This is a genomic window from Mycolicibacterium baixiangningiae, assembly GCF_016313185.1.
GTDB classification, from domain to species: domain Bacteria; phylum Actinomycetota; class Actinomycetes; order Mycobacteriales; family Mycobacteriaceae; genus Mycobacterium; species Mycobacterium baixiangningiae.
Genome location: NZ_CP066218.1, coordinates 650712 through 675159, shown reverse-complemented (window position 1 = coordinate 675159; position 24448 = coordinate 650712). Strand labels below are relative to the sequence as shown.

The 24448-nt window shown below is 68.8% G+C and carries 26 protein-coding genes and 2 pseudogenes; 10 read left to right on the top strand and 18 right to left on the bottom strand.

What is annotated here, in order from left to right:
* Position 1: 1 nt before the first annotated feature.
* The gene (fgd, locus tag I7X18_RS03155) at positions 2–1012 is read right to left on the bottom strand and encodes a glucose-6-phosphate dehydrogenase (coenzyme-F420) (RefSeq protein WP_193044593.1); all 1011 of its coding nucleotides are present in this window, start codon (positions 1010–1012) and stop codon (positions 2–4) included.
* Between the two features lie 35 nt (positions 1013–1047).
* Between fgd and I7X18_RS03150 the strand changes: the two genes are divergently transcribed.
* Positions 1048–1788: an MBL fold metallo-hydrolase gene (locus I7X18_RS03150; RefSeq protein ID WP_193044594.1), complete on the top strand. Its 741-nt coding sequence runs from the start codon at positions 1048–1050 to the stop codon at positions 1786–1788.
* A 63-nt stretch (positions 1789–1851) separates the two neighbouring features.
* On the opposite strand, the gene I7X18_RS03145 is transcribed toward I7X18_RS03150, so the two are convergent.
* On the bottom strand, positions 1852–2334 hold the full coding sequence (locus I7X18_RS03145; protein ID WP_193044595.1) for a GNAT family N-acetyltransferase: 483 nt from the start codon (positions 2332–2334) through the stop codon (positions 1852–1854).
* 59 nt (positions 2335–2393) lie between these two features.
* Here I7X18_RS03145 and I7X18_RS03140 point away from each other — a divergent pair, with 59 nt between their 5' ends.
* Entirely contained in the window at positions 2394–3254 is an 861-nt protein-coding gene (locus I7X18_RS03140; RefSeq protein ID WP_193044596.1) for an SDR family oxidoreductase, read from the top strand.
* Positions 3255–3343: 89 nt separating this feature from the next.
* Here I7X18_RS03140 and I7X18_RS03135 read toward each other — a convergent pair.
* From I7X18_RS03135 to I7X18_RS03095, 9 genes and pseudogenes are all read right to left on the bottom strand, one after another.
* Positions 3344–3511, bottom strand: a pseudogene (locus I7X18_RS03135) (IS30 family transposase); the annotation flags it as partial.
* Between the two features lie 14 nt (positions 3512–3525).
* Entirely contained in the window at positions 3526–4680 is a 1155-nt protein-coding gene (locus I7X18_RS03130) for an IS110 family RNA-guided transposase (protein ID WP_404822754.1), read from the bottom strand.
* A gap of 182 nt (positions 4681–4862) precedes the next feature.
* Positions 4863–5894, bottom strand: a pseudogene (locus I7X18_RS03125) (IS30 family transposase); the annotation flags it as partial.
* Between the two features lie 109 nt (positions 5895–6003).
* A complete protein-coding gene (locus I7X18_RS03120; RefSeq protein ID WP_198730518.1) occupies positions 6004–6423 on the bottom strand; it encodes a hypothetical protein in 420 nt (139 codons plus the stop codon).
* A complete protein-coding gene (locus I7X18_RS03115) occupies positions 6424–7635 on the bottom strand; it encodes an O-succinylhomoserine sulfhydrylase (RefSeq protein WP_193044598.1) in 1212 nt (403 codons plus the stop codon).
* Positions 7632–8045 carry a rhodanese-like domain-containing protein gene (locus I7X18_RS03110; protein ID WP_193044599.1) on the bottom strand — a complete coding sequence of 138 codons (414 nt, stop codon included), beginning with the start codon at positions 8043–8045 and terminating at the stop codon, positions 7632–7634. The genes I7X18_RS03115 and I7X18_RS03110 overlap by 4 nt, the downstream gene beginning before the upstream one ends.
* Positions 8046–8073: 28 nt before the next feature.
* Positions 8074–8532, bottom strand: a complete 459-nt coding sequence (locus I7X18_RS03105; RefSeq protein WP_193044600.1) for an Rv0361 family membrane protein — start codon at positions 8530–8532, stop codon at positions 8074–8076.
* 3 nt (positions 8533–8535) lie between these two features.
* Positions 8536–9828 carry a formate-dependent phosphoribosylglycinamide formyltransferase gene (gene purT, locus I7X18_RS03100; RefSeq protein ID WP_193044601.1) on the bottom strand — a complete coding sequence of 431 codons (1293 nt, stop codon included), beginning with the start codon at positions 9826–9828 and terminating at the stop codon, positions 8536–8538.
* 22 nt (positions 9829–9850) lie between these two features.
* A complete protein-coding gene (locus I7X18_RS03095) occupies positions 9851–10165 on the bottom strand; it encodes a UBP-type zinc finger domain-containing protein (protein ID WP_193044602.1) in 315 nt (104 codons plus the stop codon).
* 45 nt (positions 10166–10210) lie between these two features.
* Here I7X18_RS03095 and I7X18_RS03090 point away from each other — a divergent pair, with 45 nt between their 5' ends.
* Positions 10211–11809: a Na+/H+ antiporter gene (locus I7X18_RS03090; protein ID WP_193044603.1), complete on the top strand. Its 1599-nt coding sequence runs from the start codon at positions 10211–10213 to the stop codon at positions 11807–11809.
* On the opposite strand, the gene I7X18_RS03085 is transcribed toward I7X18_RS03090, so the two are convergent.
* Positions 11806–12279: a MarR family winged helix-turn-helix transcriptional regulator gene (locus tag I7X18_RS03085; protein ID WP_193044604.1), complete on the bottom strand. Its 474-nt coding sequence runs from the start codon at positions 12277–12279 to the stop codon at positions 11806–11808. The two genes, I7X18_RS03090 and I7X18_RS03085, sit on opposite strands and share 4 nt — an antisense overlap.
* Positions 12280–12339: 60 nt before the next feature.
* Here I7X18_RS03085 and I7X18_RS03080 point away from each other — a divergent pair, with 60 nt between their 5' ends.
* The 3 genes from I7X18_RS03080 to I7X18_RS03070 all read left to right on the top strand — a co-directional run bounded on the left by I7X18_RS03080 (position 12340) and on the right by I7X18_RS03070 (position 15875).
* Positions 12340–14364, top strand: a complete 2025-nt coding sequence (locus tag I7X18_RS03080) for an MMPL family transporter (RefSeq protein ID WP_193044605.1) — start codon at positions 12340–12342, stop codon at positions 14362–14364.
* A gap of 109 nt (positions 14365–14473) precedes the next feature.
* Positions 14474–15676 carry a cytochrome P450 gene (locus I7X18_RS03075; protein WP_193044606.1) on the top strand — a complete coding sequence of 401 codons (1203 nt, stop codon included), beginning with the start codon at positions 14474–14476 and terminating at the stop codon, positions 15674–15676.
* A 4-nt stretch (positions 15677–15680) separates the two neighbouring features.
* Positions 15681–15875, top strand: a complete 195-nt coding sequence (locus tag I7X18_RS03070; protein ID WP_193044607.1) for a ferredoxin — start codon at positions 15681–15683, stop codon at positions 15873–15875.
* Here the strand turns inward: I7X18_RS03070 and I7X18_RS03065 are convergent.
* The 3 genes from I7X18_RS03065 to I7X18_RS03055 are packed head-to-tail and all read right to left on the bottom strand — an operon-like array spanning position 15832 to position 18418.
* Complete coding sequence (locus tag I7X18_RS03065; RefSeq protein WP_193045008.1) at positions 15832–16479, bottom strand: hypothetical protein; 648 nt, start codon at positions 16477–16479, stop codon at positions 15832–15834. The genes I7X18_RS03070 and I7X18_RS03065 overlap by 44 nt on opposite strands.
* Before the next feature lie 11 nt (positions 16480–16490).
* Positions 16491–17123 (bottom strand): PaaI family thioesterase, encoded by a 633-nt coding sequence (locus I7X18_RS03060; protein WP_193044608.1) that lies wholly within the window; start codon positions 17121–17123, stop codon positions 16491–16493.
* Complete coding sequence (locus tag I7X18_RS03055) at positions 17120–18418, bottom strand: adenylosuccinate synthase (protein ID WP_193044609.1); 1299 nt, start codon at positions 18416–18418, stop codon at positions 17120–17122. Before I7X18_RS03055 ends, I7X18_RS03060 begins: the two co-directional genes overlap by 4 nt.
* A gap of 70 nt (positions 18419–18488) precedes the next feature.
* On the opposite strand from I7X18_RS03055, the gene I7X18_RS03050 reads away from it, so the two are divergent.
* From I7X18_RS03050 to I7X18_RS03040, 3 genes are all read left to right on the top strand, one after another.
* Entirely contained in the window at positions 18489–19100 is a 612-nt protein-coding gene (locus tag I7X18_RS03050) for a peptidase M50 (protein WP_193044610.1), read from the top strand.
* 24 nt (positions 19101–19124) lie between these two features.
* Positions 19125–19904: a site-2 protease family protein gene (locus I7X18_RS03045; RefSeq protein ID WP_193044611.1), complete on the top strand. Its 780-nt coding sequence runs from the start codon at positions 19125–19127 to the stop codon at positions 19902–19904.
* Between the two features lie 83 nt (positions 19905–19987).
* Positions 19988–20890 (top strand): cation diffusion facilitator family transporter, encoded by a 903-nt coding sequence (locus tag I7X18_RS03040; RefSeq protein WP_193044612.1) that lies wholly within the window; start codon positions 19988–19990, stop codon positions 20888–20890.
* A gap of 106 nt (positions 20891–20996) precedes the next feature.
* Here the strand turns inward: I7X18_RS03040 and I7X18_RS03035 are convergent, their stop codons facing one another.
* A complete protein-coding gene (locus I7X18_RS03035) occupies positions 20997–21413 on the bottom strand; it encodes a DUF3151 domain-containing protein (protein WP_193044613.1) in 417 nt (138 codons plus the stop codon).
* A 100-nt stretch (positions 21414–21513) separates the two neighbouring features.
* Between I7X18_RS03035 and I7X18_RS03030 the strand changes: the two genes are divergently transcribed.
* Positions 21514–22350 (top strand): Rv0361 family membrane protein, encoded by an 837-nt coding sequence (locus tag I7X18_RS03030; protein ID WP_193044614.1) that lies wholly within the window; start codon positions 21514–21516, stop codon positions 22348–22350.
* Here the strand turns inward: I7X18_RS03030 and fbaA are convergent.
* Positions 22347–23384 carry a class II fructose-bisphosphate aldolase gene (fbaA, locus tag I7X18_RS03025; protein ID WP_193044615.1) on the bottom strand — a complete coding sequence of 346 codons (1038 nt, stop codon included), beginning with the start codon at positions 23382–23384 and terminating at the stop codon, positions 22347–22349. The two genes, I7X18_RS03030 and fbaA, sit on opposite strands and share 4 nt — an antisense overlap.
* A gap of 29 nt (positions 23385–23413) precedes the next feature.
* Positions 23414–24427, bottom strand: coding sequence for an alcohol dehydrogenase catalytic domain-containing protein (locus I7X18_RS03020; protein WP_193044616.1), 1014 nt, complete (start codon positions 24425–24427; stop codon positions 23414–23416).
* Between the last annotated feature and the right edge of the window lie 21 nt (positions 24428–24448).

Below are 24448 nucleotides of genomic sequence, written 5' to 3'. Positions count from 1 at the left end.
GTCAGGCCAGCTTGCGCAGCCGCGGTTCCAGATCCCGCTGGAACAGTTCGAGGAACCGGCGCTGGTCGTGGCCCGGGGCGTGGAAGACGAGGTGGTTGAGACCCCAGTCGACGTAGTCCTTGACCTTGGCGACGGCCTCGTCGGGATCAGAGGCGACGATCCAGCGCTTGGCGACCTGTTCGATGGGCAGCTCGTCGGCGGCCTTCTCCATCTCCAGCGGATCGTGGATGTTGGTCTTCTGCTCGGCGGTCAACGACAGCGGCGCCCAGAACCGGGTGTTCTCCAGCGCCAGTTCAGGATCGGTGTCGTAGGAGATCTTGATCTCGATCATCCGGTCGACGTCGTCGGGGTTCTTACCCGCCGCCTCCGCGCCCTCACGCATGGCCGGGATGAGCTTCTCCCGGTAGAGCTCCTCGCCCTTACCCGAGGTGCAGATGAAGCCGTCGCCCGCGCGGCCGGCGTACTTGGCCACCTGAGGCCCGCCCGCGGCGATGTAGATCGGGATGCCGCCCTCGGGCACGTCGTAGATCGAGGCGCCCTTCGTCTTGTAGAACTCGCCGTCGAAGTCGACCCGGTCGCCGAGCCAGAGTTCGCGCATCAGCCGCACCGATTCGCGCAGCCGCGCGTAACGCTCCTTGAACTCCGGCCACTCGCCTTCGTAGCCGGTCGCGATCTCGTTGAGCGACTCTCCGGTGCCCACGCCGAGGAAGATGCGGTCGGGGTACAGGCAGCCCATCGTCGCGAATGCCTGCGCGATGACGGCGGGGTTGTAGCGGAAGGTCGGGGTCAGCACCGACGTGCCGAGCTGCAGACGCTCCGTGCGCTCACCGACGGCCGTCATCCACGCCAGCGAGAAGGGGGCGTGGCCGCCCTCGTGGCGCCACGGCTGGAAATGGTCGCTGACCGTCGCGCTGTCCATCCCGTGCTCTTCGGCCGCCACCGCGAGTTCGACGAGTTCACGCGGCGCGAACTGCTCCGCCGACGCCTTGTATCCGAGTTTGAGTTCAGCCACATCTAATTTCTACTCCCCTTCCCTAGACTCGCGGCATGGCAGCAGTCGTCACGGCCGTTACCGACCGTGTCCATCTGGCGCAGACCGACCTGGTGAACTGGACGCTGGTGACCGACGGTGGCGGTGTGCTGCTGATCGACACCGGCTTTCCCGGCCACCGCGACGATGTCGTGGATTCGGTGCGGCGGTTGGGTTTCGGGATCGCCGACATCCGGGCGATCCTGTTGACCCACGCCCACGTCGACCACTTCGGTTCGGCGATCTGGTTCGCCGAGACCCACGGCGTGCCGGTGTACGCCCACCTCGACGAGGTGGGTCACGCCAGGCGCGACTACCTCGAGCAGGTCTCGCCGGTCGACGTGGCCAGGAATGTCTGGCAGCCACGCTGGCTGAAGTGGACGCTGACGATCAGCCGCAAGGGCGGCCTGCAGCGCGGCGGCATCCCGACCGCGCAGGCGCTGACCGAGCAGGCGGCGGCGGCGCTGCCGGGGACGCCGAAGGCGATCCCCACCCCCGGGCACACCGGCGGCCACTGCTCCTACCTGGTCGACGGCGTGCTCATCAGCGGCGACGCCCTGGTGACCGGCCACCCGCTGCTCACCGACACCCGCCCGCAGTTGCTGCCCGCAGTGTTCAACCACGACCAGGCGGGGTGCGTGCGCAGCCTCGCGGCGCTGGAGACGCTCGACGCCGAGGTCCTGCTGCCCGGGCACGGCCCGCTGTGGCGGGGTTCGGTCTGCGAGGCCGCACGCGCGGCGCGGCTCGCGCTCAGGTGAGGATCCGGTAGCCCAGCAGGAACACCACCGTCAGGCACAGCCCGCACACCACCGAGGCCGTCCTCACGGCAGGGTCTTGAGGAACGCCACTGGATACACCTCGTCCTCAGCGGGCAGCGGTTCGGGCAGCCGCTCGTACCCGGTCGCGAGGTAGAGGGCCTCGGCCTCGGGCTGGCGGTCGCCGGTCGTCAAGTAGATCCTCCGGTAGCCGCGCGCGGCGATCTCGGTCTCCAGGGCGGCCAGGAGCGCACGGGCGAAACCACGCCGACGGTATGCGCTGTCGGTCCAGATGCGTTTGAGTTCGGCGGTCGCGGCGTCGAATCGTCGAAACGCGCCACCGGTGACGGGTGTGTCGCCCAGCAGGCCGATGAGCATGGCGCCGTCGGGCGGTGCGAACTCCTCGGCTGGATAGCGGCGCAGCCACGCCAGGACCGCCTCGGCCCGTCCGTCGTAGCGGTCGGCGTATTCGACCGCGAGTTCGCCGAGCAGGGGCTCGGCCAGTGGGTCCTGCTGATCCACTGCCACGAACCGCAGGCCCTCGGTCATCGGCACACCCTTTCAGACCCTCTTCCGATCAAAACTTGACACCTGTAAAGTCCGGCGACATGGACAACATACGGGGCAAGACCATCGCGATCACGGGCGCCGCTCGCGGTATTGGTTACGCCACCGCCAAGGCCCTGCTCGCCCGCGGCGCCCGCGTCGTCATCGGCGACCGCGAGGTGGCGCTGCAGGAGTCTGCGGTCGCCCAGCTGACGAAGCTGGGACAGGTGTCGGGTTACCCGCTCGACGTGACCGACCGTGAATCGTTCGCGACGTTCCTGGACAAGGCCCGCACCGACGGCGGCGGGCACATCGACGTGCTGATCAACAACGCCGGCGTGATGCCGATCGGGCCGTTCCTCGACCAGTCGGAGCAGTCGATCCGGTCGTCGATCGAGGTCAACCTCTACGGAGTGATCGCGGGCTGCCAGCTGGCGCTGCCGGATATGGTCGCCCGCGGACGCGGCCACGTCATCAACATCGCGTCGCTGTCCGGGGTGATCCCGGTGCCGGGTCAGGTGGTGTACGTGGGCGCGAAGTTCGGTGTGGTGGGGCTGTCGGCGGCGTTGGCCGACGAGATGGCTCCGCACGGCGTGCACGTGTCGGTGGTGATGCCGCCGTTCACCCGGACCGAGCTCATCTCCGGGACGGCGGAGACCCCCGGCACCAAGCCCGTCGAGCCCGAGGACATCGCGGCGGCGATCATCAAGACACTGGACAAGCCGAAGACCCACGTGTCGGTGCCGCCGTTCCTGCGGTTCACCGCGCAGGCCGCGCAGTTGCTCGGCCCGCGCGGGCGTCGGTGGATGAACAGGAAACTCGGGTTGGAGAACGTGTTCCTCGAGTTCGACGCCGCCAAGCGCAAGAGCTACGAGGATCGGGCGCAGACGGCGCTGGGTGTGGTCGAGGGCGACAAGGGCTGAGGTCCCATCTCCCGCCCGCCGGCAGCCGCGAGACTGAAACTACGCAGCGAAAGTGCGACTTGAAGTCAAGCGGTTATCGCAATTTCTGGTTATGCCGCTTGGTCGAGCAGGGCTGCCAGGCGTTGGGCGGGTGTGTCGAAGTCGAGTGTGGGCCGGGGCCGGGTGTTGAGTTTGTCCTGGATCGCTTTGAGGTCGTCCTTGGTGTAGCCGGACAGATCGGTGCCTTTTTCGAACCAGAACCGCAGCAGCCGGTTGGACGCTCCTATGTTTGTCAAGCGGCGAGGGAGGGGTCGTGGATGCGGATTGCGGCCTCGATCGTTCGGTAGAGGCGCCGGGCGAGTGCGCGTTTGACTGAGCGCCGGACGTCGCGGTGAGTCTTGCCTTCGGCGCTGCGTCGGGCCTCGTAAGCCTGGGTTTCAGGATGGCATCTCATCCGGGTGATCGCGACGGTGTGCAGGGCCCGGTTCAGGGCACGGTCACCGCCGCGGTTGAGGCGGTGTCGGGAACGTTGTCCACTGCTGGTCTCCAGCGGAGCGACTCCGGCCAGTGATGCGAACGCTGCCTCGTTGCGGACTCGTCCGTGGTGGGACCAGCTGATCAGCAGTTGCGCTGCCACGACGGGGCCGACCCCAGGCTCGGCGAGCAGGGCTGGCCCTGCGGGGTGTTGCTTAATGAGGTCGAGCAGCTGGGGATCGAGTTCAGCGAGCTGCGCGGACAGGAACCGAATCCGTGCCGCGATCGACTGCAGACTGAGCACCGAAAGACGGTGTTCGACCGGCGCCGCCGTCGTCGTCTGCAGGTGCTCGATGGCCTCGAGCTGAGTGATCAGAGAACGGCCACGCAGTGGCGCGCGGAGATGCTCGGGGGCGACCACGATCAAGCTCTTGAGTTCGTTGATGGCCTTGGTGCGACTCACCAGAACGCCTTCCCGGCAAGCGAATACCATCCTCAGAGCCTCCCGCAGCCCGCGAGATCGGGGTGCCCCCTGCTCGTCGCGGGATAGTGCCTGGCGAGCCGCGCGGATGGCGTCGATGCGATCGCTCTTCGCTCCGCGGGCGCGCTTTAGCGCGCCGACTTCGACGACTGTTTCGCCCGCATCGACCAGGCACACGAACAACCCGGCGGCGAAGCTGCCAGTCCCTTCCAATGCCCAGACCCGCCGGCCCGGGGCGTTATCACTCGCCCACGCAAGCATTCGTTGATACCCGGCACCGTCGGCGGCATCGGCCAGATGAGCACGAACTCGGCCGGTAGCGGTGTCGAGCACGGCCAGGTCAATGGTGTCGCGGTCGGGGTCTCCTCCGATGACGTATTCATAATTCTCTGCCAGCATTGCCATTGCGGTTGTCCTTGCATTCGAGGGCGAACGTGGAAGGCATCGGCCTGGGTAACGGTCACTGGTCGCGGCAGCACTGTGAGGAGTCACGCCGGGCAACGGCGGACAGGCTCCTAATCAAGCCAAGACGAGTGGGCACAGGTCGGTGCCGGCAACCCCAGTGACAGGTCAAACGAAAGACACACCCCGCAGAGTGGTCAGTATTCTCGAGAGTCGCCTCGAGTTGCCGACACCAGCCTGACTCAGCCCAACCGAGCCTGTTTGATACTCACAGTGTTCTCGTTGCTGCCGCGCTGCCAGGGTGAGTGGGGATCGCAAAAGTAGACCGGGGCATGCAGTTGCAAGCTGATGTCCTGCCAGCGGGCCATTTCGCTGCCGCGGTCCCAGGTGATGGTGCGGCGCAGATGGGCCGGCAGCTGGTTCATCGCGTCGATCATCGCGGTGGCCACCGACTCGGCGGTGTGGTCGTGCGGCAGGTGCAGCAGGATGGTGAAACGGGTGCTGCGCTCCACCAGCGTGCCGATGGCGCTGCGATGCCCGAGCCCCACGATGAGGTCGCCTTCCCAATGACCGGGCACGGCACGGTCGGCGACCTCGGCCGGGCGTTTACTGATGGTGATCACATCGCTGAATGTGCCGCGGCGTTCGGTACGGCCACGAGACTTGCGGGCGCCGCGGCGGGTCGACAGGCACCTGCTCAGATCGGAGCGCAGATGGCCACGACCCTGGACATAGAGGCACTGGTAGATGGTCTCGTGGCTCACCCGTGCCAGCCTGTCATCGCCGTGATCACGTGCCAACATCTCGGCGATCAACTTCGGGCTCCACCCCTGGTCCATCCAGGCCTCGATGGCAGCACACAACCGAGTGTCGTTGAGCTTGAAATCCTTGGGCCGCTTAGCATTTTGCCAAGCCCGGGCATGTGCCAATCCTGCGTGATAATCCCCGGATGGGGTGCTGTTACGCCGGATCTCACGGGAGATGACGCTGGGATCGCGGTCGAGTTGGCGCGCAATCTGCGCCTGGCTGAGTCCTTGATCGAGACCCCGCATGATCAGGACCCGTTCGTCGTAGCTCAGGCGATGACCACGCCCGCCTGCCCTAGTGCGGTCACCGGGTTCAGCCAGCCCAAGATCGCCTTTGCCGTTGCGCAGTTTCATCGCGCCAGCTTTGCGCCACCACTCTGAACCGACATTGCGCGACACGCCAAGTTGACGTTCGGCCTGCAGCACAGGCGTACCCGCACACACCAGATCAAAGAACTCGCGCTTCAACCACCACGGCGCCGGATACCCAGTCGGCATTGCAACCCCCACACATAGACGGATGTTGCATTGACCGTATGAATCCGCCCGAGAGCCGACCTGCGCCACCTCCGTCTCGCGCGCCGCGCGGCCCCGAGCTCCTCAGGACTCAGCCCTGGAAATCCGGTTCTGCGTCGCCGAGGCGATACGCCTCGATGGTCAGCAGATTCTCCACCAGCGACTCCGCTGAGAATATGTAGTCGATCGCACCGTCGCCTGCGCCAACGAAGATGACGTGCCACTCGAGATCACTGTCGTCAACGTCCTCGGAGTCCGCGCCCACCCAGATCCGCGTCACCGTCTCGACGGTCTCGTCCTCGGTGTCGATGCCCGACGGCGGGTAGAACCACGTCGCGAGATCGTCGGTGGAGTTGTCGACGTCGAACTCCCAGCCACCGTCGGTCAGCAGCTCGTCGATGCTCTCGAAACTCGTAATCTCACGCATGATCTCGCCGAACATGCGCCGTCGCTCCTGGCCCGCCTGCCGTTTAAGCCTGCGCGCCTTCTTCGCCTGCGAACTCTTCGACACTCAGCTCAGCGCCCGGTCGAGATCGGCGATCAGGTCCTCGGTGCCCTCGAGCCCGACCGACACCCGCACCACACCGTCGCCCAGACCGATCGCGGCGCGGCCCTCGGGACCCATCGCCCGGTGAGTCGTGGTGGCAGGGTGGGTGATCAACGATTTCGCGTCACCGAGATTGTTCGAGATGTCGATCAACTGCAGCTTGTCGAGCACCTCGAAGGCCCGGTCCTTGCCGCCGGCCAGTTCGAACGTCACGACGGTGCCGCCGCCGCGCATCTGCCGCTTCGCCAGGTCGTACTGCGGGTGGCTGCTCAGGAACGGGTATTTCACCCAACCCACCGACGGATGGCTCTCCAGGAACTCCGCGATCCGCTGCGCTGAGCGATTCGCGTAGTCGACCCGCACCGCCAGCGTCTCGAGCCCCTTGAGCAACGTCCAGGCGTTGAACGGACTGAGCGCAGGACCCGTGTGGCGCATCAGCTTCTGCACCGGCCCGTCGATGTACTCCTGCGACCCGAGGATCGCCCCACCGAGCACCCGGCCCTGCCCGTCGATGTGTTTGGTGCCGGAGTACACCACCACGTCGGCGCCCAACGGCATCCCCTGCTGCAGCAGCGGCGTCGCGAAGACGTTGTCCAACACAACTTTTGCGCCCGCGGCGTGGGCCATATCGCAGACCGCGGCGATGTCGACCAGTGACTGCATCGGGTTCGACGGGGTCTCGAAGAACACCGCCTGCGTGGGCACCGACAGCGCTTCCTCCCACTGCGCGAGGTCGTCGCCGTCGACGAACACCGTCTCCACACCCCACCGCGGCAGGATCTCGTTACAGACCACGAAGCACGATCCGAACAGGCTGCGCGCCGCGACCAACCGGTCACCCGCACCCAGCAGCGCTCCCAGCGAGGTGAACACCGCGGCCATCCCGGTCGCGGTCGCGAAGCAGGCCGGCGCGCCCTCGATCAGCCGCAGCCGCTCCTCGAACATCGAGATCGTCGGGTTGCCGTATCGCGAGTACACATACCGGTCGATCTCCCCGGTGAACGCCTTCTCCGCCTCCGCGGCCGACGGGTAGACGTACCCCGACGTCAGGTACATGGCTTCGGCGGTCTCCTCGAAACCCGACCGCAGCAGTCCGCCGCGCACACCGATGGTGGCCTGGCCGACGCCGTCGGGCAGTGCCGCCGGCCGCCGCACCGATGGGACCTGATCGCTCATGACTGCCGCCAGGGCAGTCCGACGGCCTTCCAGCCGGTGCGGCCGCGGTGCCGTTGCTCGTCGAGGTCACCTTCGAAGCCGTCGAGGATGTTGTACGACGGCCCGATCCCGGCCGCGGTCGCGGCTTCGGCGGCGCCGATCGACCGGTTGCCGGAGCGGCACAGGAACACCACCGGGCGCTCACCCGGCGCGATGCCCGCGGCCTTCAGATCGTCGACGAACCCATGGTTGCGGCTGCCGTCGGTCCGGTTCCACTCGATGAACACCGCGTCACGGGACAGCGGTGACAGGTCGGGCACCCCGACGAACCGCCACTCGGCATCGGTACGACAGTCCACCAGCACCGCATCGGGGTTGTCGTCGAGTAGCTGCCAGGCCTCCTCCGGCGTGATGTCTCCCGCATAGCTCACGGCCGTGAGTCTCGCACATGTATCACACCTACTCAGAACCGGTGGAACACACCTTCCACGCCCCATCCTCCCGGACGAACGTCGTCGGCACCGCGATCTTGTCGTCCTCGGCCTTGTCGAAGTGGTAGGTGACGGTGGCGGTGGCCCGGTCGCCCTGGACCACGACGCCGCTCACCCCGTCGATGAACCTGGCACCCTGCTCGGCTGACGAAATCCGTTGCCGGTCAAGCACGTCGCGTTCGGTCCCCTGGTCCGCGCGGCACGTGTTGGCGCGGAAGTCCTCGTAGCTCTCGCGTTGCAGGGCGTCGTTCTGCGCCGCGGCGGCGCGGCCGATCTGCTGTTCGGGGGTCGGCTCGTCACCGTCGAACAGGTTGGCCAGCCAGATACCGATCACGATGAGGACAACCAGGACCAGGGCGGCCATGAACGGGGCGGCGGTGGGCCGGTCGCTCGGACGGCCGGTGTAAGGGTCGGATTCAGCGGGCATGGCTCACCACAGCTTGCGCAGGGCGGCGCCCACCCGACGGGCCCGGTCCCGGGCGATGATCACGTCCGGCGCGGTGGCCAGCGCGACTCCCAGGCGCCGCCTGCCGTCGGTCTCGTCGGGTCTGCCGAACAACCGCACGTCGCTCTCCTGGGTGGCCAGCGCCTCGGCCACCACCGCGGCGACGTCTGCACCCGACGGTTCGGCGACCGGCGCCTCGGTGCCCGCGTAACGGACCTCCGCCGCACCGGGGGAGATCATGATCGTGTCGACCGTCAGGCCGAGGATGGCCCGCGCGTGCAGTTCGAACTGCGAGAGGCGCTGCGAACGCAGTGTCACCAGCCCGATGTCCACGGGCCGGGCCCGCACATCAGAGAAGTAGACCTCGTCGCCGCGCACCAGCAGTTCCACCGCGAACAGCCCGCGTCCGCCGAGCGAGTTGACGATGCGGGCGGCGATCGACTTCGCGGCGTCGAGCGCAGCGGGCGTCATCTGCTGCGGCTGCCAGGATTCGAGCGCCTCCCCGTCACCTGGACGGTGGCCGATCGGTTCGCAGAACGTCAGCGTGGGGCCGGTCGCGCTGGTGCTGCGCACTGTCAGCAGCGTCACCTCGTAGTCCACCTCGACGACGGTCTCCGCCACCACCCGGTTGTGCGTGATGCGGCCCGCCGCGATCGCACGCTGCCAGGCCGGTTCGACGTCGTCGGCGCGCAGCAGGACCGATTGACCCTCCCCGGGCGCCGCGGAGATCGGTTTGACGACGAGCGGGAACCCGGCGTGCGCAGCGACGGCGGCCAACTCCTCGGCCGAGCCGGCGAACCAGAACGGCGCAGTCGGCAGGCCGAGCTCGTCGGAGGCCAGCCGGCGGAGCCCTTCGCGGTCCTGTCCCAGGCGGGTGGCGCGCGGTGTCGGGAACACGTCGACCCCACCGCGTTCGGCAACGGCGATCAGCGCGTCGGTGGCGATGGCACCCGACTGCGCGACGACGTAGCGCGGTTTCTCCCGGTCGATCAGCGCGGCGAGGGCTTCGGCGTCGGTCAGCCGCACGACGGCGGAGCGGTCGGCCACGCCGTGCGCGGGCGCGTCGGCGTATCGGTCGACGGCGACCACTACCGCGCCCAGCCGCTGGAAGGCCAGCGCGAGTTCGCGACTGAGCTCGCCCGCGCCGAGGAGCAGCACCGTGCTCCTCGGGTCGGCCGGTGCGGCCTGCGTCGCCACCGGTTCCGGTGCGGTGGTCGCCGCCACGACCCCCATGTCGGGGTCGGTGACGGGTGAGTCGGCGTCGGTTGGTTCAGTCATCGCTCGCCAGCCTGCCAGATGCTCAACCCACCCGGAGGTCGATGTAGCACCACCGCCAGGACTCCCCCGGCTCCGCCGAACGCATGACGGGGTGGCCGGTGGTGCGGAAGTGCTCGGTGGCGTGCTGGTGCGGGCTGGAATCGCAGCACCCGACATACCCACAGGTGATGCACAGCCGCAGGTGCGCCCAGGTGAGCTCACCGAGTTCGGCGCATCCTTCACAGCGGGCGGGAGTATTCGGCTGCCGATCGGTGTTGTCCGCGGCCAGGTGCTCACACCCGGGTGGCGTGGCCGTATCCTGCGCGCGCCGGGTGGCTCGACGTGCTCTGCTGCGCATGGTGGTCGAGGATACGGACGCGATGAGACAAGGAGGACTCCCGACGTGGGTGCCCCGCTGCTGGCCGTACTGGTCGCCGCGCTGTTGCTGGCCGCGGTGGCCCGCCGCGCGGATGTGTCGGCCCCGCTGGCGTTGGTGGTCGCCGGGTTGGCCGCGGGCCTGATCCCCGGGGTGCCCGACATCCAGCTGGACCCGGACCTGGTGCTGTACGTGGTGCTTCCACCGCTGCTGTGGTCGGCCGGGCTGGAGAGCAGTTACGTGGCGTTGCGGCGCAACGTGCGGTCGATCGGGATGCTCGCGGTGGGGCTGCCGCTGGCGACGACGTTCGCGGTCGGGGTGGTGGCCTATTGGGCGGTGCCCGAGCTGACCGTGGCGGCGGCGCTGACGCTGGGCGCGATCGTCGCCCCTCCCGATGCCGTGTCCGCGACCGCGGTCGGCCGCAGGCTCGGGTTGCCCCGGCGGCTGATGACGCTGCTGGGCGGTGAGAGCCTGCTCAACGACGCGACCGCGCTGACCGCCTACAAGGTGGCGCTCGGCCTGGCGATCGGCGGCACGGCGAGCTGGACCGGCGGTCTGGGGACGTTCGCGTTGGCCGCGGTCGGCGGTGTGGTCGTCGGCGGGGTGCTCGGCGCGTTGATCGTCTACGTCCGGTCGCGGTTGCGCGATCCGGTGGTCGAGAGCGCGCTGGGCCTCGTCGCGCCGTTCGGCATCTACCTGCTCGCCGAGGAGGTGCACGGATCCGGGGTGCTCGCGGTGGTGGTCGCCGCACTGATCCTCGGGCAGCACTCCACCAGGGCGAGTTACGCGACGCGCCTGCAGGACTCCGCGGTGTGGAGAGCCGTCCAGCTGCTGCTGGAATCGTTCGCGTTCCTGCTGATCGGGTTGCAGCTGCCGAAGGTCATCGAGGAACTCGCCGGGATCTCGGCGGTCGTTCTCACCGTCTCCTCGCTGGCGGTCCTCACGACGGTGATCGTGGTGCGGATCGTGTGGGTGTACCTGTTCGCCTACCTGCCGCGGCTGCTCTCACGCGGCGTACGTGACCGTGAGCCCCGCCCGCGGCCGGCGCAGGTGTTCGTGGTGGCGTGGGCCGGTATGCGCGGCGTCGTGTCGCTGGCGGCGGCGTTCGCGGTCCCGGCGACCACGCTGACCGGCGAAGAGTTCCCGGGCAGGCCGCAGCTGGTGTTCCTCACGTTCGTGGTCGTGGTCGGCACCCTGCTGTTGCACGGGCTCACGCTGCCGTGGCTGGTGCGGCGGCTCGGGGTGCGGGGCGACGAAGCCCACACCGATGCGGTCGCTGCCGCCGCCGCGCAGGACAAGGCGTCGCGGGCGGCCGCCGAGCGCCTCGACGAGGTCCTCGCCGAACGGTCCGACGCCACCCACGACGACGTGCAGGAACGCGCGGCCGACGTGCTGCGCAGCTGGAACACCCGGCGGCGCAACTCCGCCTGGGAGCAGCTCGGACGCGACGAGGCCGACATCGGCGAGAGCCCTGCGGCGACGTTCCGTCGGCTGCGCCTGGAGATGCTGGCCGCCGAACGCGCGACGCTGATCGCCGAACGCGACGCCGGGCACATCGACGACGAGGTGTTGCGGTCGGTGCTCTACGGCCTGGACCTCGAAGAGGCGACGCTCAACCGGCGCTAATCGCCGAGGTCGCGACGGAAGGCGGCCATCGCGTCGATCAGCGCCTCGAACGTGCGGTGCGCGGCGGCGACGTCGCCGTCGGGCATCCCGGCCATCGCCCGGGTGGTGTGCTCGGCCAGCGGTGCGAAGAACTGGCCGGCCACACCCCTGCCGTGTTCGGCGACCCGAAGGATCACCTTGCGCCGGTCGGCCGGGTCGGAGTCGCGCCGCAGATGCCCCGAGGCGATCATCCGCTCGACGAGATAGGTGATCGCCGCACCCGACATGCCCATCTGCTTTCGCAGCTCGCCCGCCGTCAGCGGGGTGCCGGCGGTCTCGGCCACCATGATGTGCAGCAGCGCACGAAAGTCGTTGGACGCCAAGGAATGGCGTGCCGCGAACACCCGGCCGATCTGTTCGGACTCGGCCGACAGCGCGCGCACGTCCGCGGCGATCAGCGCTTCGAGCGCGGCGCGGTCGGCATCAGCCACCCGACGAGGATAGTTCGGCGAAGATGTTCAGTTTCTGAAATATCGGGAATATCGGGTGGCATGGCGGGTCGTTTCTCCTGGGTCGTGGCGTTGCTGGTGGTTCTCGTCTCCGGCGGTCTGATGGGCTTGCTCGGCGGTGGCGAATCGAGCTCGCAGTCGCCGGTGTCGGTGCCGAGCGATTCGGAATCGGCGAAGGTCAACGCCCTGCGCACCGAATTCCCCGGCGGCGATCAGGCGCCGGCGATCCTCGTCGTCACCCGCGCCGACGACGCACCACTGTCCCCCGCCGACGTCGCCGCCACCGAGGCCGCCCGCCAGCGCATGCTGAACGCCGCCGGAAGTGCCCCGTCCGGCCCTCCGGTGCTGGTGTCCGAGGACGACAAGGCCGCCGTCGCCACCGTGCCGCTGGCCGCCGACCTGTCCGGGTTCGCCCTCAACGACGCGGTCAAGGCGCTACGTGCGGCGGCCACCGACGGATTGCCGGACGATCTGCAAGCGGAGGTGACCGGGGGCCCTGCGTTCGGCGCGGACATCGCGGACTCGTTCTCGGGCGCCAACATCACGCTGCTGGCGGTGACGGCCGCGGTCGTGGCACTGCTGCTGATCGTGACCTACCGCTCGCCGGTGCTGTTCCTCGTGCCGTTGGCGGTGATCGGCTTCGCCGACCGAGTGGCCGCCGTGGTCGGCACCGCCATCGCCGAAGCCGTCGGCATGACTCCCGACGGATCCACCTCCGGCATCACCAGCGTGCTGGTGTTCGGCGCCGGTACGAACTACGCGCTGTTGCTGATCTCCCGTTACCGGGAGGAACTCGGCCGCAACGGCGACCACCGGGAGGCGCTGGGCGTCGCCGTACGGGCCGCGGGCCCGGCGATCCTGGCCAGCAACGCCACCGTCGTGCTGGCGCTGCTGACACTCGTCTTCGCCTCCGCGCCGAGCACCCGCAGCCTCGGCGTGCAGGCCGCCTCCGGGCTCGTGGTCGCCGCCGTCTTCGTGCTGCTGGTGCTGCCCGCGCTGCTGCGACTGTTCGGCAAGAAACTGTTCTGGCCGCTGATCCCGAAGGAAGGTGCCGCACCGCTGACCGACAGCGGCCTGTGGCACCGCATCGCCTCGTCGGTGGCGCACCGCCCTGCCCGCGTCGCGGTGCTGTCGATCGGCGCGCTGGCCGTGCTGTGCACGGGCCTGCTGTTCACCCCGATCGGCCTGACGCAGACCGAGCAGTTCCGCGTCCAGGCCGAATCGGTGACCGGCTACGACACCCTCGCGGCCCACTTCCCGAGCGGCCTGACCGATCCGACGCGCGTCATCGGACCCTCGGACAAGGCAGCGGAAATCCAGCGCGCCATCTCCGACACCGACGGCGTCGTCTCCGCGGCTCCCGCGGGCACCTCGGCGACGGGTCTGACGCAGTGGTCGGTGGTGCTGTCCGCCGAACCCGCCTCCGACGAGGCGTTCTCGACCGTCGACGCACTCCGCGAACACGTCCGCGCGGTGGATCCGTCGGCACTGGTCGGCGGCTCCGACGCCCAGGCCCGCGACATCAGCACCGCCGCGACGCACGACCGCATGGTCGTGATCCCGAGCATCCTCGCCGTCGTGCTGGTGGTCCTCTACGTGCTGCTGCGGTCGGCGCTGGCCCCGCTGATCCTCGTCGGGGTGACGGTGCTCAGCGCACTGGCCGCGCTGGGTCTCGGCGGCTGGGCCAGCGTGCACCTGTTCGGCTTTCCGGCGCTCGACAATTCGACGCCGCTGTTCGCGTTCCTCTTCCTGGTGGCCCTCGGTGTGGACTACACGATCTTCCTGGTCACCCGGGCACGGGAGGAGACGCCGGAGTACGGCACCCGCCAGGGCATCGTGCGCGCGGTGTCGGCGACCGGCGCCGTCATCACCAGCGCGGGCATCGTGCTGGCCGCGGTGTTCTGTGTGCTCGGCGTGCTGCCGCTGATCGTGCTCACCCAGCTCGGCATCATCGTCGGCCTCGGCATCCTGCTCGACACATTCCTGGTGCGCACGGTCATCATCCCCGCCCTGTTCACATTGATCGGACCGAAGATCTGGTGGCCGGCGCTGCACGCCAAGCCATAGCACGCGCCTACCGCCGAGACTGCTGCCAGATCGCCTCGCGACGGGAAATCGTGATCTCACCGCAGTTTCGGCGGTCACGTTCGGCTGGGCTGGCGTACGTTCGGACGGTATGACTGCGGCTCCCCCACTTCCGCCGTTGCACATGCAGCGCAACGGCTTCGACCCGACCGCGGAACTGCGCGAGATCCGGGAGTCGACCGGCGTGCGCGTCACCAAGAACGCCTTTGGGATGGACATCTACCTGGTGACCCGCCACGACGACGTCAAGGCGGTGCTCGCCGACCACGAGCGGTTCTCCAACACGCGTCCGCCCGGCTTCGTCGGCGCCGGGGCGCCCGTGTCCGACGCCGAACAGGCCAGGGCGCAGGCGGGCAACCTGCTCGCCAACGATCCGCCCGAACACCAGCGACTGCGCCGGATGCTCACCCCGGAGTTCACGCTGCGCCGCATCAACCGGCTGCAGCCGCGTATCGTCGCGATCGTCGAGGAGCACCTCGATGCGATGGAAAAGGCCGGGCCGCCAACCGATCTGGTGGCCGCCTTCGCGCTGCCGATACCGTCGCTGGTGATCTGCGAACTGCTCGGGGTCCCGTACGCCGACCGGGGGGACTTCCAGCGCCGCAGCGCCCGGCAGCTCGACCTGTCGCTGCCCATCCCGGAGCGGCTCGAGCTGGCCCGGCAGGGCCGGGACTACATGTACTCCCTGGTGAGCGCGGCCCGGCACACCCCGAACGACGACATCCTCGGGATGCTGGTGCGCGAACACGGCGACGAGCTGACCGACGACGAACTGGTCGGCATCGCCGGGCTGCTGCTGCTCGCCGGCCACGAGACCACATCCAACATGCTCGGACTCGGCGTGCTCGCGCTGCTGCGCCATCCCACACAGCTCGCCGCGGTGCGTGACGACCCGGCGGCCACCGCCCCCGCGATCGAGGAGCTGCTGCGGTGGCTGTCGATCGTGCACAGTGGCATCCCGCGGATCACCACCACCGACGTCGAGGTGGCGGGCGTGCCGATTCCCAAGGGGCAGTTGGTGTTCGTGTCGCTGCCGTCGGCCAACCGTGATCCCGGCTTCGTCGACGCGCCGGAATCGCTCGACATCGTCCGCGGCGCCCCCGGACACCTCGCCTTCGGCCACGGTGTGCACCACTGCCTCGGTGCGCCGCTGGCCCGGATGGAGATGCGGATCGCCCTGCCTGCGCTGCTGCGCCGCTTCCCGAATCTGGCGCTGGCCGAACCGTTCGAGGATGTGCAGTTCCGGTCGTTCCACTTCATCTACGGGCTGCGGTCACTGCTGGTGGGATGGTGACTGGATGAGAATCGAGGCGGACCGCGACACCTGCATCAGCGCGGGCAATTGCGTGATGAGCGCGCCGGAGGTGTTCGACCAGGACGACGACGGCATCGTCGTCCTGCTCGCCGATCCGGTGCCCGAGGGCGAGCAGGAGCACGCCCGCGAAGCGGTCAAACTGTGTCCGGCGACGGCGCTGCGGTTGGCGCCGGAGTGAGCCGGCCGCTGAACAGCAGCACGCTCATCACCAGCACCCACGCCGGGAACGCCAGCGTGAGCCACATGCTGACCTCCGCGGCCGCCATCAACGTCAGCGCGACGAGGTAGGTGCCCCACACCAGCGGCCGGGGCATCAGCCCGGTCCGCAGCCAGATCGTCGCCAGCGAGATCATGAACACCGCCGCCATCCGCAGCGCGTAGGTCTTGGAGATCACCACGGCCAGCGCCTGCCCGAAGGCCGCCGCCGCGGAGCGGTCCGAGGAGTCGAGATGCGGTCCGATGGCCTCCAGCGCCGCGCCCACGCCGGCGGCGAGGAACATCATGGCCAGGAACAGCAGACCGCTGCCCAGGAACACGGTGGCGAAGAACCGGTCCTCGTAGCGGCCGAACCCGTCGCGGATCACGCCCATGAACCACAGGAACGCGATCCCCGCGAACGGCATGAGCAGCGCCGCCACGCGCAACCGGTGATCGGCGCCGTCCACCCACTGCGAACCCGGCTCGGCGCCCTCGGGCAGGGCGGTGCGGATGAGGATCAGTGCCGCGCCGAAGAACAGCGCGAACAGCACGCCGGCCAACGCGGCCGCCCGAGGTGTCGTCAGCGCGTGGGGCGTCACGGCTGGCCGGGCAGCAGCCGGATCATCAGCCCGTGCGCCTCGGCCAGCAGGTTGTCGTCGGGGTCGCGCAGTTCGGCGTTGACGAACGCCTTGCGCCCCTCGGCTTCGCGCACCCAGCCCCGGACCGTGAGCGGGGTGTCGATGGGAGTGATCTTGCGGTAGTCGACGTGCAGGAAGCCGGTGCGGCTGATCGGCCGCCCGGTGGCGTGGATGACCATGCCGAACGTCGAGTCGAACATCAGCGGCAGCACCCCGCCGTGCACCGCCCTGTTACCGCCGACGTGGTAGCGGCTGAACTGGACGGACAACTCGACGCCGTCGGAGTCGAATCTGGTCACGTGGTAGGGCGGCATGAGCAGGCTGCCCGCACCAGGCAGAGCCGGCACCCGGTTGGCCGGCCCGACGCCCTCCGGGGCTTCGGTCGGCCCGAGCAGCGCGACGAGCTCTTCGACGAGATCGGCCGCGCGGTCCCAGGTTTCGCGGTCCGGATCAGCCGACACCGCCAGATCCTGGGCGCGGCGCATCGCGGTGAGGAACCGCCCGAAACCCGGTCCGGGCGTGGCGGGCTGAAAGTTCGGGAAGCCGCCGTGCCGGTCGTATTCGGGGTCTTCGAGATGCGGGTCGGTCACCGATCAGCCGCCAGGACGTCGCGGCGCACGATCGTCTGATCGCGCCCCGGTCCCACGCCGATGCACGAAACATGGGCTCCTGCAAGCTCTTCCAAGCGCAGCACATAGTCGCGCGCCTTGGCGGGCAGGTCGTCGAACTCGCGGGCGCCGGAGATGTCCTCCCACCAGCCGGGCAGTTCCTCGTAGATGGGTTCGGCCCGCGCGATGTCGCTCTGCGTCATCGGCATGTCGTCGGTGCGCTTACCGTCGACCTTGTAGCCGACGCACACCGGCACCGTCTCCAGGCTGGAGAGCACGTCGAGTTTGGTCAGGAAGTAGTCGGTGATGCCGTTGACCCGGGTCGCGTACCGCGCGATCACCGCGTCGAACCAGCCGCAGCGACGGGCGCGTCCCGTGGTCACCCCGACCTCCCCGCCGGTCTTGGCGAGGTAGGCGCCGTGCTCGTCGAACAGTTCGGTCGGGAACGGACCCGACCCCACCCGCGTGGTGTACGCCTTGAGGATGCCGAGCACGGTCGTGATCCGGGTCGGCCCGATGCCGCTGCCGACGGCCGCGCCGCCCGCGGTCGGGTTGGACGACGTGACGAACGGATAGGTGCCGTGGTCGACGTCGAGCAGCGTGCCCTGCGACCCCTCGAGCAGCACCGTCTCGCCCCGCTCGAGGGCGGCGTTGAGCAGCAGCCGGGCGTCGGCGATGCGGTGGGTGAACCCCTCGGCCTGTTCGAGCAGGTTGTCGACCACCTCGGCGGGATCCAGCGCCTTGCGGTTGTAGATCTTGACCAGCACCTGGTTCTTGAATTCCAGTGCGGCTTCGATCTTCTGGGTCAGCGAGTCGGGGTCCAGCACGTCCGCGACGCGGATGCCGATGCGCGCGATCTTGTCCTGGTAGCACGGTCCGATGCCACGGCCGGTGGTGCCGATCTTCTTGTTGCCGAGGTAGCGCTCGGTCACCTTGTCGATGGCGACGTGATAGGGCATCAGCAGGTGCGCGTCAGCCGAGATGAGCAGGCGCGAGGTGTCGACGCTGCGGTCCTCGAGGCCCTTCAGCTCGGTGAGCAGCACCCCCGGGTCGACGACGACGCCGTTGCCGATGACATTGGTGACGCCGGGGGTGAGAATCCCCGACGGGATGAGGTGCAGGGCGAAGTTCTCGCCAGTGGGAAGCACGACGGTGTGACCGGCATTGTTGCCGCCCTGGTACCGCACGACCCACTGCACACGTCCACCGAGTAGATCGGTGGCCTTTCCTTTGCCCTCGTCGCCCCATTGGGCGCCGATGAGCACGATTGCCGGCATGGCTTAATCTCCCGCTTGATGTGGTGCAGCCGGTGACACACCCTATCTCAGCAGGTCGGAAGGATCTCTCTTGAGTGCCAGTGACAGAGCCGCGGGCGTAGTCGTGCTCCGGTTCGGCGAGCACCGCGTACCGCGCGGTCTCACCGGCCTGGACACCGTCGACGTCGCGGGTTCGGCAGACGTCGACGCGGCCGCGGCCGGTGCGCGCCGGCTCGTCGTGGTGGGCGCCGACGCCGATCTGGCGACGGTGCTGACCCGGCTGATGCGCACCGAACGCCTCGGCGTGGAGCTCGCCGCCGCGCGCGGGTTCTTCCCGCGTTCCGCCGTGACGGGCGAGGCGCGACGGGTGCCGCTGATCCGTGACGACGCCGGGATCGCGATCGTGGGGTCCGCGCAGTGGCGGGGCTTTGAGCAGGGGCTTTTCGGCGAGGCGGTGGTCGACGACACGACCCTGTTCACCGGCGACGTCGCGGGCGTACGGATCGAGCCGACGGCGGAGATGCCGGGGTTGCGCGCGGCAGTGCAGTCCGGGCGCGGCCGCCCGCAGCGCTGGGTGGCGGGACGGGCTGCACAGCTGGGGACGACGGGCGCGCGGGTGATCCGCGACGGTGTGGAGGGCCCGCGCGAGGTCAAACGGTCGACGTTCTACCGGCACACCGAAGGCTGGCTACGGGTCGGCTGACGGAGACGTGGGTACCGTCGAATCGTGAGCATCCGCCCGCTGCGCCAGTCGGTGCGGCCGAGCCCCGTCTTCCTCGCCGTGCTGGCGATCACCGCCGCAGGGGGCGCCCTGGCGTGGATCGCAGCGGATACGGTGCGGCCGCTGGCCTACGCCGGTGTGTTCGTCTTCGTCATCGCGGGGTGGCTGGTATCGCTGTCCCTCCACGAGTTCGGCCACGCCTTCACCGCGTGGCGCTTCGGGGACCGCGATGTCGAGATGCGCGGCTATCTGACGCTCAACCCGCTGAAGTACTCCCATCCCCTGCTCTCGCTCGGGTTGCCGGTGCTGTTCATCGCGCTCGGCGGGATCGGCCTGCCCGGCGGGGCGGTGTATCTGCGCACGGGGTGGATGACCCCCCGCCAGAAGACACTGGTCAGCCTCGCCGGACCGTCCGCGAACCTGCTGCTGGCGATCGTGCTGCTGGGGCTGACGCGGTTGCTCTACGACCCGGCCCACGGGGTGTTCTGGGCGGCGCTGGCGTTCCTGGGCTTCTTGCAGGTCACCGCGTTCGTCCTGAACATCCTGCCCATCCCGGGGCTCGACGGCTACGGCGCACTCGAACCGCATCTGGGCCGCGACACGCAGCGGGCGCTCGACCCCGTCAAGCAGTGGGGGTTCTTCATCCTGCTGATCCTGCTGCTCGCCCCCGTGCTCAACCAGTGGTTCTTCGGCGGCGTGTACTGGCTCACGGAGCTGTCCGGGGTGCCGAGCACGCTGGTCTCGATCGGCGGCCAGCTGACCCGCTTCTGGTCGGCGTGGGGGTAGCACTCCTCCCGGCTCGTCCCCGCACCTCCCCGCGAGCAGACGGACCCTTGCGATATATGCGACTTCACGCATAGATTGCAGGCATGGGCGCGGGTCACGATCACCAGCACGGGACCGACGCCCGCGTCAGCAGGATGCTGATCGCCGCGGCGATCCTCACCGCGTTCTTCGCCCTTGAACTGACCACCGCGCTGTGGATCAACTCGATCGCCCTGCTGGCCGACGCCGGGCACATGCTCACCGACCTCGTCGCGATGTTCATGGGGCTGACGGCCGTGCTGCTCGCCCGGCACGGCAGCGCGTCACCCGCACGCACCTACGGTTGGCACCGCGCCGAGGTCTTTACCGCGGTGGCCAATGCGGCCCTGCTGCTCGCGATGGCGGTGTTCATCTTCTACGAGGCGATCGAACGCCTCGGGGATGCACCCGAGGTCCCCGGCGTACCGATGATCGTGGTCGCACTGGCCGGTCTGGCCGCCAACGCCGTCGTCGTGCTGCTGCTGCGCGCACACTCCAAGGACAGCCTCGCCGTCAAAGGCGCTTACATGGAGGTGGTCGCCGATACGGTCGGCAGCATCGGCGTACTCATCGCCGGCATCGTGACGGTCACGACGCGCTGGCCGTACGCCGACGTGGTGGTCGCGGTGTTCGTCGCGCTGTGGGTGCTGCCGCGGGCGATTTCGCTGGCCCGCGCGGCTCTGCGGATCCTGTCCGAGTCGTCACCCGCCCACATCGACGTCGACGAACTGCGCACCGCGCTGTGCGCGGTCGACGGGGTGACCGAGGTGCACGATCTGCACGTGTGGACGCTGGTGCCGGGCAAGGACGTCGTCACCGCGCACCTGACCTCGGCCCGCGATTCCGCCCGCGTGCTCGACGACGCCCGCGCGGTGCTGGCCGCCCGCGGTCTTGACCATGCGACGGTGCAGGTGGAACCGCCCGAAGACGCCGCCGACTGCAGCAACTGCGAGAAGAACGACTGGTAGATGGGCCATTTGTCGCTGGGCGCCGAGATCGACACCACGGCTGTTAAGCCGACGGCTTGACAGCCCCCACGTAGATCTCGGCGAAGGCCGGCCCGAAGCGAAGGCCTCAGCTCAGGCCGAGTGCTCCGCGCGCGGCCGGATCGCAGTCGTCGAGCAGATCCAGGCACCGCTGGTATTCGTCGGTCTCGCCGATCGTGTCGGCTGCGCGGGCCAGCGCCGCCACACACCGCAGGAAACCGCGGTTGGGTTCGTGCCGATAGGGCACCGGGCCGAAGCCCTTCCACCCGTTGCGGCGCAGCGCGTCCAGGCCACGGTGGTAGCCGGTGCGCGCGTACGCGTAGGCGGTGATGGCCTTGTCGTCGGCGAGTGCGTCCTCGGCGAGCGCGGCCCACGCCACCGACGCCGCCGGGTGAGCGGCCGCGACGATCGCCGGGTTCTCACTGGCGTCGAGTTCCGCTTCCGCGTCGGGGTCACCCGGCAGCAGTACCGGCTCTGGTCCGAGAAGATCACCCATCCGCGTCATGACGAACATTGTGCCGTGCCCGCCGCGGCGATCGGTCATCGGCTCGGATCGGTCGATAAGCTCCACCCGGTAGCGTCGTTGGAGGAGGAACGCAGCAGGGATGTCGAACCCACGAGGGCCCGAGCAGGGCGACGAGCCGACCGTGCAGTCGGCAGCGGGTGGTCCCGGTGAGCAGAGCGGTCCGGATGACGCCACGCGGCCGTCGCCGTCAGCCGATCACGAACCCGCCACCGAGATCATCTCGTCGGCGCGGCCGGACGAACGGCAGCCGGCCGAACCAGAGGAAGCCGAACGACGTTTCACCGCGCCATCGGGCTTCGACGCGGGGTCCACCCAGAAGATCGACCCCCCACCGGAGCCGGCCACCGAGGTGTTCCCGAGGTCGGAGACCGCAGGCACGGGTGCCGACACCGACCCGTTCGCCGCGCAGAAGGCCGCGAGCCCGCAGGTCATTCCGCCGCGGGGTGACACGCCACGCCCGCCGCAGCAGGGCCGGCGCAGCTGGGGCTGGGTGGTGGCTGTCGTGCTGGTGATCGCGGCGCTCGTGGCGATCGCGATCCTGGGCACCCTTCTGCTGACCCGCGGGTCGGGGTCCACAGCGTCGCAGGAAGACCAGGTCCGGGCGACGATCGAGCAGTTCGACGCCGCCATTCAGAACGGGGACCTGGCCACGCTGCGCGGCATCACATGCGGTGTGACGCGCGACAACTACGTCAAGTACGACGACAAGTCGTGGGCAGACACGCACGAGCGTGTCGCCGCGGCGAAGCAGTACCCCGTGGTGGCCAGCGTCGACCAGGTGGTGGTCAACGGCGACCACGCCGAAGCCAACGTCACCACCTTCATGGCATTCGCGCCACAGACCCGCTCGACGCGCAGCTTCGACCTGATGTTTCGTGACGAGCAGTGGAAGATCTGCCAGGCCCCCACGCCCTAGCCGGCTGACACCGACCGCCCGGCGCTGTGCAGATCCCGGCACGCCTCGATGACACGCTCGGTCATCCCCGCCTCGGCCTTCTTCAGGTAGCTGCGCGGATCGTAGAACTTCTTGTTGCCCACCTCGCCGTCGATCTTGAGCACACCGTCGTAGTTCGCGAACATGTGCGCGGCGATCGGGCGGGTGAACGCGTACTGGGTGTCGGTGTCGACGTTCATCTTCACCACGCCGTAGCGCAGCGAATCCTCGATCTCCGACTTCAGCGACCCCGAGCCGCCGTGGAACACGAAGTCGAAAGGCTGTGCGTCCGAATCCAATCCGAGCTTCGCTGCGGCCACCTTCTGGCCCTCGGCCAGCACCTCGGGCTTGAGTTTGACGTTGCCCGGCTTGTACACACCGTGCACGTTGCCGAACGTGGCGGCCAGCAGGTACCGACCGTGGTCACCTGTTCCGAGGGCGTCGACGGTCTTCTCGAAATCCTCGGCGGTGGTGTACAGCTTGTCGTTGATCTCGGCCTCGACGCCGTCCTCTTCACCGCCGACCACGCCGATCTCCACTTCGAGGATGATCTTTGCCGCAGCGGCTTGCTTGAGTAGTTCCTGTGCGATCGTGAGGTTTTCGTCGATCGGGACGGCCGACCCGTCCCACATGTGCGACTGGAACAGCGGTTTGCCACCTGCGGCGACCCGCTCGGCGGAGATCGCCAGCAGCGGCCGTACGTAGGTGTCCAGCTTGTCCTTCGGGCAATGGTCGGTGTGCAGGGCGACGGTGACCGGGTACTTCGCGGCGATCACATGGGCGAACTCGGCCAACGCCACAGCACCGGTCACCATGTCCTTCACACCGAGCCCGGACGCGAATTCCGCTCCACCGGTGGAGAATTGGATGATGCCGTCAGAGCCGGCGTCAGCGAACCCCTTGATGGCGGCGTTGATGCTCTCCGACGATGTGCAGTTGATGGCGGGGAAGGCGAACGAGTGCTGCTTGGCACGGTCCAGCATCTCGGCGAAGACCTCGGGCGTAGCGATCGGCATACGAGAAGTATCCACCCATCGCCGCGCGATCACATCGTAAGGACCATCCGATACCGCGCCCGGCCCTCGTCCATCGCGGCGTAGGCCTCTGCGGCGTCGGCCAGCGGCCGCTCCTCGACCTGCGCCCGGACTCCCGACAGCACGGCGAAGTGCATGGTCTCCGCGACGTCGCGTGAGGTGCCCGAGGGATGCCCCGTCACCGACAGCCCCGCGTTGATCAGGTCGAGCGGGCTTATCGGCAACGGCTCCGGGGTGACGCCGATGGTGATCAGTTCCCCCTGCGGGCCCAGCCCGCCGACGGCCTGCCCCATCGCGGTCGAGCTCGCCACGGTCGCGAGGATCACCGCGGCGCCGCCAAGCTTCTGCAACGTCGCGGCCACGTCCTCGGCGGTGGAGTCGATGTAGTGGTGCGCACCGAGAGCTTTGGCGTCGCCCTCCTTGGAAGGACCACGGGCTATTGCGACCGTTTCGAACCCCATCGCCCGCGAGAACTGCAGGCCGAGGTGGCCGAGGCCGCCGATGCCGACGACGGCAACTAGGTCACCGGCGCGCGCCCTGGTCTGCCGCAGGCCGTTGAACGTGGTCACCCCGGCGCAGCCCATCGGCGCCGCCTCCACGAACGACAGCCCGTCGGGGATGCGGGCCGGCGCGGTGGCAGGAACGATCACCGATTCGGCGTACCCGCCGGGATAGTGCCAACTGGGCACTTGCAGGTTCACGCACTGCATGAACTGGCCCCTGCGGCACGGGATGCATGTGTTGCAGTTGCCGCCGAACCAGCCGACCGCCACCCGGTCACCGACCGCGAATCTGTCGACCCCGTCGCCGACCTCGGCGACGGTGCCCGCAATCTCGTGACCCAGAGTGAGCGGCCACGTCATGCCGGGGAAGTTGCCGGTGGCGAATCCGTGGTCGGTACCGCAGACGCCGCATGCGGCGACGTCGATGCGCAGGTGGCCGGGCGGCGGGGCGGGGGTTTCGACGTCCACGAGGGTCAACGGCTCACCCGCTCCGGCGACGTGGATGGCTCTGTGCGTGGGCATGATCGAAACCCTAGTGACGCG

Coding starts and splice junctions, on each gene's coding strand:
- I7X18_RS03150 (WP_193044594.1), top strand. CDS start 1,048: ATGGCAGCAGTCGTCACGGCCGTTACCGACCGTGTCCATCTGGCGCAG.
- I7X18_RS03145 (WP_193044595.1), bottom strand. CDS start 2,334: ATGACCGAGGGCCTGCGGTTCGTGGCAGTGGATCAGCAGGACCCACTG.
- I7X18_RS03140 (WP_193044596.1), top strand. CDS start 2,394: ATGGACAACATACGGGGCAAGACCATCGCGATCACGGGCGCCGCTCGC.
- I7X18_RS03115 (WP_193044598.1), bottom strand. CDS start 7,635: ATGAGCGATCAGGTCCCATCGGTGCGGCGGCCGGCGGCACTGCCCGAC.
- I7X18_RS03105 (WP_193044600.1), bottom strand. CDS start 8,532: ATGCCCGCTGAATCCGACCCTTACACCGGCCGTCCGAGCGACCGGCCC.
- purT (WP_193044601.1), bottom strand. CDS start 9,828: ATGACTGAACCAACCGACGCCGACTCACCCGTCACCGACCCCGACATG.
- I7X18_RS03095 (WP_193044602.1), bottom strand. CDS start 10,165: ATGCGCAGCAGAGCACGTCGAGCCACCCGGCGCGCGCAGGATACGGCC.
- I7X18_RS03080 (WP_193044605.1), top strand. CDS start 12,340: ATGGCGGGTCGTTTCTCCTGGGTCGTGGCGTTGCTGGTGGTTCTCGTC.
- I7X18_RS03075 (WP_193044606.1), top strand. CDS start 14,474: ATGACTGCGGCTCCCCCACTTCCGCCGTTGCACATGCAGCGCAACGGC.
- I7X18_RS03070 (WP_193044607.1), top strand. CDS start 15,681: ATGAGAATCGAGGCGGACCGCGACACCTGCATCAGCGCGGGCAATTGC.
- I7X18_RS03055 (WP_193044609.1), bottom strand. CDS start 18,418: ATGCCGGCAATCGTGCTCATCGGCGCCCAATGGGGCGACGAGGGCAAA.
- I7X18_RS03040 (WP_193044612.1), top strand. CDS start 19,988: ATGGGCGCGGGTCACGATCACCAGCACGGGACCGACGCCCGCGTCAGC.
- I7X18_RS03035 (WP_193044613.1), bottom strand. CDS start 21,413: ATGACGCGGATGGGTGATCTTCTCGGACCAGAGCCGGTACTGCTGCCG.
- I7X18_RS03030 (WP_193044614.1), top strand. CDS start 21,514: ATGTCGAACCCACGAGGGCCCGAGCAGGGCGACGAGCCGACCGTGCAG.
- fbaA (WP_193044615.1), bottom strand. CDS start 23,384: ATGCCGATCGCTACGCCCGAGGTCTTCGCCGAGATGCTGGACCGTGCC.
- I7X18_RS03020 (WP_193044616.1), bottom strand. CDS start 24,427: ATGCCCACGCACAGAGCCATCCACGTCGCCGGAGCGGGTGAGCCGTTG.